Raw genomic sequence first — 7,421 nt, 5'->3', positions numbered from 1 at the left:
CGCGCCCGGGGTCGGGTGGGTGACGGGTGGGCGGCCCGCGGCCGTCTCAGTCCGCCGCGCCGGACCTCTCGAAGGGCGCCGCCACCCGCCGCAGCAGCGTCGCCAGCGACCGGCGCTCCCGCTCGTCCAGCACCGCCAGCATCCGGTGCTCGGCGCGGACCAGGTCGGCCAGCGCGGCGTCGACCACCGCGGCGCCCTCCGCCGTCAGCCGCACCCGCACGCTGCGCCCGTCGTCGGGGGCCGGCCGGCGCTGCACCAGGCCCCGACCGGCGAGGCGGTCCACCCGGTTCGTCATCGTGCCGCTGGTCACCAGCGTCTGGACGACCAGCTGCCCCGGGGACAGCTCGTGAGGCGCACCCGCCCGCCGCAGCGCCGCCAGGACGTCGAACTCCCACGTCTCCAGCTCGTGCGCGGCGAACGCGTCGCGGCGCAGCCGGTCCAGGTGCCGCGCCAGGCGGGCGACGCGGGAGAGCACCTCCAGCGGCTCGACGTCGAGCTGCGGGGTCTCGCGCCGCCACGCCGCGACGATCAGGTCGACCTCGTCGGCGGGCGGCGTCGCGCCCGGGGACCGGCCTGCGTCGCGTGCCACGGCAGCGACTCTAGGGCGTGCCCGGCTCCGGGTCGGCGGGCCGCGGCGAGGTGGGGGGCGCGTCGTCGCCGCGGGCGCGCACCGGCAGCCGGGGGGAGCGCTCCAGGCCCCTCAGCCCGTTCCACGCCAGGTTCACCAGGTGCGCCGCCACCTCCTCCTTGGGCGGCTCGCGCGTGTCCAGCCACCACTGGCCCGTGACCGCGACCATGCCGACGAGCCCCTGCGCGTACAGCGAGGCCGTCTGCGGCGGGAAGCCGCGGGCGGCGAACGCGTCCACCAGCAGGTGCTCCACCTGGCGGGCGATGTCGGAGATGAGGCTGGCGAAGGTGCCCGTGGAACCGGCGGCGGGGGAGTCGCGCACCAGGATGCGGAAGCCGTCGGTGGAGCCCTCGATGTAGTCCAGCAGGGCGGTGATCGAGCGCTCCAGCCGGGTGCGGGGGCTGCCCCGCTCGGACAGCGCGACCGTGATCGCGGACAGCAGGGCGGCGATCTCGCGGTCCACCACGACCGCGTACAGCCCCTCCTTGCCGCCGAAGTGCTCGTACACCACCGGCTTCGACACGCCCGCGCGCGCGGCGATCTCCTCCACGGTGGTGCCCTCCACCCCGCGCTCGGCGAACAGGGCGCGGCCGATGCCGATGAGCTGCTCGCGGCGCTCCCCGCCGGTCATGCGGGAACGGGGGCGGGGGGACACGCGACCATCCTGCCCCGGGCACCCGCCGCTGCGCCGACCGGGTGGTGGCGCGGGCGGGGGTGCGGGCGGGGGCGCGGGTGGTGGCGCGGGTGGTGGCGGGCGGCCCGCGGTGCGGGCGGGGACGCCCGCGCTCTGCTGGCAGGATGGCCCCGCACCGGTCCGCTCGCGGGCCGGAGCGCCCTCCCGGGTGGTGTAACGGCAGCACGGCGGGTTTTGGTCCCGTCCAGTAGGGGTTCGAATCCTCTCCCGGGAGCGTGGCGGGCTGGTCGGCCGGGCAGGGCCGGGCCGTTATCCTCGCCCCGGGGCCGCCCGCCGGCCCTGCCTCCGCCGCCCCGAGCCCGCGAGGAGCGCGCCCCGCGTGAGCACTCCCCAGACCAGCCCCGCCGACCCCACCGCCCCACCGCCCGGTCCGCCGGGCCCGGCCCCCGCCGCCGTGGTGGTCCTGGCGGCCGGTGAGGGCACCCGCATGAAGTCGCAGCTGCCCAAGGTGCTGCACCCCCTCGGCGGCCGCCCGCTGCTCGCGCACGCCGTGGCCGCCGCGCGCGCCACCGGCCCGCGGCACCTCGTCGTCGTGCTGCGCCACCAGGCCGAGCGGGTCGCGCAGGGCCTGCGCGCCGCGGACCCGGGCGCCGTCGTCGCCCTGCAGGACGACGTCCCCGGCACCGGCCGCGCCGTGCAGTGCGGCCTGGACGCCCTCCCGGCCGACCTGACCGGCACCGTCGTCGTCACCTACGGCGACGTGCCGCTGCTCTCGGCCGGCACGCTGCGCCGCCTGGTCGCCGCGCACGCCGCCGGCGGCAACGCGATGACCGTCCTCACCGCCGAGCTCGCCGACCCCACCGGGTACGGGCGGGTCCTGCGCGACGAGCGCGGCGTGCGCGCCATCGTCGAGCAGAAGGACGCCACCGAGGACGAGCGCGCGGTCCACGAGGTGAACTCCGGCGTCTACGCCTTCGACGCGCCCGCGCTGCGCGCCGCGCTGGGCCGGGTCGGTCGCGACAACGCCGCCGGGGAGGTCTACCTGACGGACGTGCTCGGCCTGCTGCGCGCCGACGGGCACCGGGTCGAGGCGCTCGCGGTCACCGACGAGTGGGAGATCCGCGGTGTCAACGACCGCCTGCAGCTGGCGGAGCTGGCCGCCGAGGCCAACGCGCGCACGCTGCGCCGCTGGATGCTCGCCGGCGTCACCGTGACCGACCCGCGCACCACGTGGATCGACGCCGACGTGGAGCTCCGGGCGGACGTCACGCTCCTGCCGGGGGTGCAGCTGCACGGGCGCACCCGCGTCGCCGCGGGCGCCGTCGTCGGGCCGGACTGCACGCTCACCGACGTGGAGGTCGGCGCCGGGGCGGTGGTCGAGCGCACGCACGGCAGCTCCGCCGTCCTCGGCGACGGCGCGCACGTGGGGCCGTTCGCGTACCTGCGCCCGGGCACCCGCCTGGGCGCGGACGGGAGGATCGGCACCTTCGTGGAGACGAAGAACGCCGAGATCGGGCGGGGCTCGAAGGTCCCGCACCTGTCGTACGTGGGCGACGCCACGATCGGCGAGCACTCGAACATCGGCGCCGCCTCGATCTTCGTCAACTACGACGGCGTCAGCAAGGCCCGCACCACCGTCGGCTCCCACGTGCGGATGGGGTCGGACACCATGTACGTCGCGCCGGTGACGGTCGGCGACGGCGCCTACTCGGGCGCCGGCACCGTCATCCGCAAGGACGTCCCCGCCGGGGCGCTGGCCATCAGCGTCGCCCCGCAGCGCAACGTCGAGGGCTGGACCGCGCGCCACCGCCCCGGCACCCCGGCCGCCGAGGCGGCGCTGCGGGCCGAGCGGGACGCGAGCGGCGCGCGCGAGGCGGGCGCCACGGGCACCACGAGCAGCACGGGCGCCACCGAGGGCACCGGAGCCACCACCGAGGGCAGGGAGCAACGACCATGACCGGCATCACCACCACCGGCGAGAAGCGGATGATGCTCATCTCCGGGCGCGCGCACCCGGAGCTCGCGCGGGAGGTGTCCGCCGCGCTGGGCGCGGAACTGGTGCCCACCAGCGCCTACGACTTCGCCAACTCGGAGATCTACGTGCGCTTCGAGGAGAGCGTGCGCGGCTCCGACGCGTTCGTCATCCAGAGCCACACCGCGAACGTCAACCAGTGGATCATGGAGCACCTGATCATGGTGGACGCGCTGAAGCGGGCCTCCGCCAAGCGCATCACCGTGGTCGCCCCGTTCTACGGCTACGCCCGCCAGGACAAGAAGGGTCGCGGCCGCGAGCCGATCTCCGCGCGGCTGATCGCCGACATGTTCAAGACCGCCGGCGCCGACCGCCTGATGTCGGTGGACCTGCACACCGCCCAGATCCAGGGCTTCTTCGACGGGCCCGTGGACCACCTCTGGGCGCTGCCGATCCTCGCCGACCACGTCGGCAAGCGGGTCGACCGCTCCAACCTGACGATCGTGTCCCCGGACGCGGGCCGGGTGCGCGTGGCCGACCTCTGGTCCGACCGGCTGGGCGCCCCCCTGGCGATCATCCACAAGCGCCGCGACCCGAACGTGCCCAACCAGGTCAAGGTGCACGAGGTGGTCGGCGACGTCGAGGGCCGCACCTGCGTGCTGGTGGACGACCTCATCGACACCGCCGGCACGATCGTCCAGGCCGCCGAGGCGCTGAAGGCGAACGGCGCCGCGGACGTCATCGCCGCCGCCACCCACGCCGTGCTGTCGGGCCCGGCGGTGGACCGGCTGAAGAACTCGCCGATCTCGGAGCTGGTGGTGACCAACACGCTGCCCATCGCCGAGGCGCAGCGGTTCCCGCAGCTGACCACCCTGTCCATCGCCCCGCTGCTGGCGCGCGCCATCCGCGAGGTCTTCGACGACGGCTCGGTCACCAGCCTGTTCGACGGGCACAGCTGATCCGGTGACCGGCCCGCCGCCGGTCCCCGTCCGGGGACCGGCGCGCGGTCGGCCGGGGTGCGCGGCGCCGGTAGACTGGGGCCCGGTTGCCTCGGCGAGGGACGGCGCGCAGCGCCCTCCGTGATCGACGCGGTGGACGGGCGCGCCCCGCTCTCCCGAGGTCTGTCTGCACGAACCCCGACCTCACGAGGAGAGCCCCAGTGGCCGAGACCAAGCTGTCCGCCGAGAAGCGCACCGAGTTCGGCAAGGGCGCCGCCCGCCGCATCCGCCGCGACGACAAGATCCCCGCGGTGGTGTACGGGCACGGCGAGGCGCCGCTGCACGTGACCCTGCCGGGCCACGCCACCATGATGGCGCTGAAGCACGCCAACGCCCTGCTGAGCATCGACGTCGAGGGCGAGAACCACCTGACGCTGCCCAAGGACGTCCAGCGCGACCCGATCAAGGGCTTCATCGAGCACGTCGACCTGATCGTCGTCAGCCGCGGCGAGAAGGTCTCCGTCGACGTCCCGCTGGCCCTGACCGGTGAGGCCGCCGCGGGCACCATCGTCAACCAGGAGCTGACGACGCTGTCCGTCGAGGCCGAGGCGACCCACCTGCCGGAGACCCTGGAGGTCTCCGTGGAGGGCCTGGAGGCCGGCAGCCGCGTGGCCGCCGGCGACGTCACCCTCCCCGAGGGCACCTCGCTGGCCGGCGACCCCGAGCAGCTCGTCGTCGTGGTGCAGGCCGCCGCCACCGCCGAGCAGGCGGAGGCCGAGCTGGAGTCCCTGGAGTCCGAGGCCGGCATCGTGCGCGAGGAGCCCCAGTCGGACGACCAGGGCGGCGAGGCCTGAGCGCCGGTCCGCACCCGCGGGAGGGCTGAGTGAGCGACGCGTGGCTCGTCGTCGGGCTGGGCAACCCCGGTGCCGAGTACGAGCGCACCCGGCACAACGTCGGGCAGATGGTCCTCGCCGAGCTGGCGGGCCGCGCGTCGGCCTCGTTCAAGCGCCACCGCTCCGGTGCCCGGGTCGCCGAGGTGCGCCTGGGCACCGGTCCCGGCGGGGTGCCCGGGCCGCGGGCGGTGCTCGCGGCCCCCACCTCGTACATGAACGTCTCCGGTGGTCCCGTGGCGGGCCTGGCGAAGTACTACGACGTGCCGCTGGAGCAGCTCGTCGTCGTCCACGACGAGCTGGACGTGCCCTTCGGCGCCGTCCGCCTCAAGCGCGGTGGCGGGGAGGGCGGTCACAACGGCCTGCGCTCCGTCTCGAAGTCCCTGGGCGGCAAGGACTACGCCCGCGTGCGGGTGGGGGTCGGCCGACCGCCGGGGCGGCAGGACCCGGCCGACTTCGTGCTCCGGGAGTTCTCCACCGTCGAGCGCAGGGACCTGCCGTTCCTGCTGGGGGACGCCGCGGACGCCGTGGAGCTGCTGACCCTGCAGGGCCTGGAGGCCGCGCAGCAGAGGTTCCACAGCCCGTCGTGACGCACCCGCCGGGCCCGCACGTTTGGTCACGCGTGGTCACGATGGATCGCACCCTGACGCTGCGGTAGGTTCGTCGTGAGGAGGTGGTCGCTGTGCGTGCTCGACGGGGGGTCGAGGGTACGACGACGTGGTGGGACCTGGTGCGCGAGGACTTCGCCACCCACGGGCGGCGCCCGCTCAGCCCGGGCTTCCACGCGCTGGCCGCGCACCGCCTCGGGCGCAGCAGCATGGACGACAGGTCGCTGAAGGGCCGGCTGGCGTGGACGCTGGCGCGGGCCGCGCGCGTGCTGGTGGTGAACCTGTACGGCGTCGAGCTGCCACCCGACGCCAGCGTCGGCCGCCGGCTCCACCTGCCCCACGCCCAGGGCGTCGTCCTCGTGCCCGGGTCCGTCATCGGCGACGACTGCCTGGTGCGGCACAACGTGACCCTGGGGCTGGGGTCGGCGACCAGGGGCGGGCGCCCCGTGGTCGGCGACCGCGTGCAGTTCGGGCCCGGTTCGTCGGCGGTCGGCGCGGTCACCGTGGGGGACGACGTCCTGGTCGGTCCCCACGCCCTCGTGATCGACGACGTGCCGGCCGGGTCGCGGGTGCTCGCACCGGTCGCGACGGTCCGTCCCCCCAGGCCCGCCGCGAACCGGGTCGACGTGCGCGAGGACCCCCAGCGGTTCCGGGGCGAGCCGTCCCCGGTCGCGGGGGCGGGCGGGTCAGGCCCGGCCGAGGACGGCTGAGACCCGTTCCCCCGCGCGGCGCGCCAGTCGCCGCTGCCACGTCTGCCGGCGCAGCGCCTCGCGCGCGCTGCTCCAGTCCACGAAGCTGTCGTTGACGTCGTAGTCGCCCAGCTGTCCCGGCGGGACCTCACCGGCCTCCACGCGCCGCACCACCTCCGGCAGCTGCGCGTAGAACTCCTCCGAGCGCATCGTGGGGTGCAGGCTCCACATGCCCGGGCCGGTGCCCAGGACGTCGATGCGCCGCAGGCCCAGCCGGTTCATGCGCCGGCTCATGCTCTTCTCCGGCAGCTCCACCGGCGGGTTGCCCTCCGCGCGCGCCCGCAGGGCGCTGCGCAGGCGCGGCGCCTCCAGCGGCATCCCCCCCAGGCGCTGCGCCAGGGTGGAGCGGTCGAACAACCACAGGCGGGTGCTGCACCCGTGCAGGCGGTAGGCGAGCGAGGGGTGCTCGTGGCGCTGCGGCGGGCCGCCCATCCGGGTGTGCTGGGCCCTGATCCGCTCCGGGAACTCCCCGTCCGGGGTGGGCGGGCCGGGCAGCGGTGCCACGCACAGGACGTCCGGCTGCGAGCGCAGCAGGTCGACGGCCTCGGCGACCCACGTGGGGCTGCCGCCGCCGAACAGCATGTCCGAGTCGGTGTGCAGGACGAGGTCGTGCGGCGCCGTGTGCCAGCCGAAGAAGTAGGAGTAGAACGGGCCGCCGTCGTGGTTCTTCAGCGGTACGGGCCGCCCGCCGAAGAACCGTTCACCGACCTCCCGCCGCACCGCCGGGGAGGTGTCGACCTCGCGCACGCGGGCGTGGGGGTGCCGTTCGCACAGCTCGCGCAGCAGCTCCTCCAGCTCGGCGGCACCGCGCGCGGCCGCGTCGCCCCAGCGCCCGCGGCTCTGCTGCCGGTTCAGGGTGAACTGCACGGCCTCCACCTGGCCCGCCAGCTGCCGCAGCTGGTGCGGCAGGACGTGGACGGCGTGCCGCCAGTCCGTGGGGGAGACCGTGATCTCGAGGGTGACGGGCTGCCGGGTGGTGCTCACGGGGATCCTCACGTCGTG

General features: G+C 75.7%; 8 protein-coding genes and 1 tRNA gene. 6 read left to right on the top strand and 3 right to left on the bottom strand.

Going from position 1 to position 7,421, the window contains the following annotated elements; genetic code table 11:
- Positions 1 to 46: 46 nt before the first annotated feature.
- Entirely contained in the window at positions 47 to 589 is a 543-nt protein-coding gene (locus MN205_RS07960; protein WP_242126027.1) for a MarR family winged helix-turn-helix transcriptional regulator, read from the bottom strand.
- 10 nt (positions 590 to 599) lie between these two features.
- Positions 600 to 1,259 carry a TetR/AcrR family transcriptional regulator gene (locus tag MN205_RS07955; RefSeq protein ID WP_255818449.1) on the bottom strand — a complete coding sequence of 220 codons (660 nt, stop codon included), beginning with the start codon at positions 1,257 to 1,259 and terminating at the stop codon, positions 600 to 602.
- Between the two features lie 205 nt (positions 1,260 to 1,464).
- Between MN205_RS07955 and MN205_RS07950 the strand changes: the two genes are divergently transcribed.
- The 6 genes from MN205_RS07950 to MN205_RS07925 all read left to right on the top strand — a co-directional run bounded on the left by MN205_RS07950 (position 1,465) and on the right by MN205_RS07925 (position 6,380).
- Positions 1,465 to 1,536, top strand: a tRNA-Gln gene (locus MN205_RS07950).
- 213 nt (positions 1,537 to 1,749) lie between these two features.
- Positions 1,750 to 3,219, top strand: a complete 1,470-nt coding sequence (gene glmU, locus MN205_RS07945) for a bifunctional UDP-N-acetylglucosamine diphosphorylase/glucosamine-1-phosphate N-acetyltransferase GlmU (RefSeq protein ID WP_374115889.1) — start codon at positions 1,750 to 1,752, stop codon at positions 3,217 to 3,219.
- Entirely contained in the window at positions 3,216 to 4,193 is a 978-nt protein-coding gene (locus MN205_RS07940) for a ribose-phosphate diphosphokinase (protein WP_242126021.1), read from the top strand. Before glmU ends, MN205_RS07940 begins: the two co-directional genes overlap by 4 nt.
- Before the next feature lie 200 nt (positions 4,194 to 4,393).
- Positions 4,394 to 5,026, top strand: coding sequence for a 50S ribosomal protein L25/general stress protein Ctc (locus MN205_RS07935; RefSeq protein ID WP_242126019.1), 633 nt, complete (start codon positions 4,394 to 4,396; stop codon positions 5,024 to 5,026).
- A gap of 29 nt (positions 5,027 to 5,055) precedes the next feature.
- Positions 5,056 to 5,652 (top strand): aminoacyl-tRNA hydrolase, encoded by a 597-nt coding sequence (gene pth, locus MN205_RS07930; RefSeq protein WP_242126017.1) that lies wholly within the window; start codon positions 5,056 to 5,058, stop codon positions 5,650 to 5,652.
- A 92-nt stretch (positions 5,653 to 5,744) separates the two neighbouring features.
- A complete protein-coding gene (locus MN205_RS07925) occupies positions 5,745 to 6,380 on the top strand; it encodes a serine O-acetyltransferase (RefSeq protein ID WP_242126015.1) in 636 nt (211 codons plus the stop codon).
- Here MN205_RS07925 and MN205_RS07920 read toward each other — a convergent pair.
- The gene (locus tag MN205_RS07920) at positions 6,357 to 7,403 is read right to left on the bottom strand and encodes a hypothetical protein (protein ID WP_242126013.1); all 1,047 of its coding nucleotides are present in this window, start codon (positions 7,401 to 7,403) and stop codon (positions 6,357 to 6,359) included. The two genes, MN205_RS07925 and MN205_RS07920, sit on opposite strands and share 24 nt — an antisense overlap.
- Positions 7,404 to 7,421: the final 18 nt, after the last annotated feature.

The organism is Kineococcus sp. TRM81007, assembly GCF_022669155.1.
In the GTDB taxonomy this organism is placed as follows: domain Bacteria; phylum Actinomycetota; class Actinomycetes; order Actinomycetales; family Kineococcaceae; genus Kineococcus.
This window is presented reverse-complemented; position numbering and strand designations above follow the sequence as displayed.

Bases quoted from the DNA above. Each gene is read 5' to 3' on its own strand.
- MN205_RS07940 (WP_242126021.1), top strand. From the start codon at position 3,216: ATGACCGGCATCACCACCACCGGCGAGAAGCGGATGATGCTCATCTCC.
- glmU (WP_374115889.1), top strand. From the start codon at position 1,750: ATGAAGTCGCAGCTGCCCAAGGTGCTGCACCCCCTCGGCGGCCGCCCG.
- MN205_RS07955 (WP_255818449.1), bottom strand. From the start codon at position 1,259: ATGACCGGCGGGGAGCGCCGCGAGCAGCTCATCGGCATCGGCCGCGCC.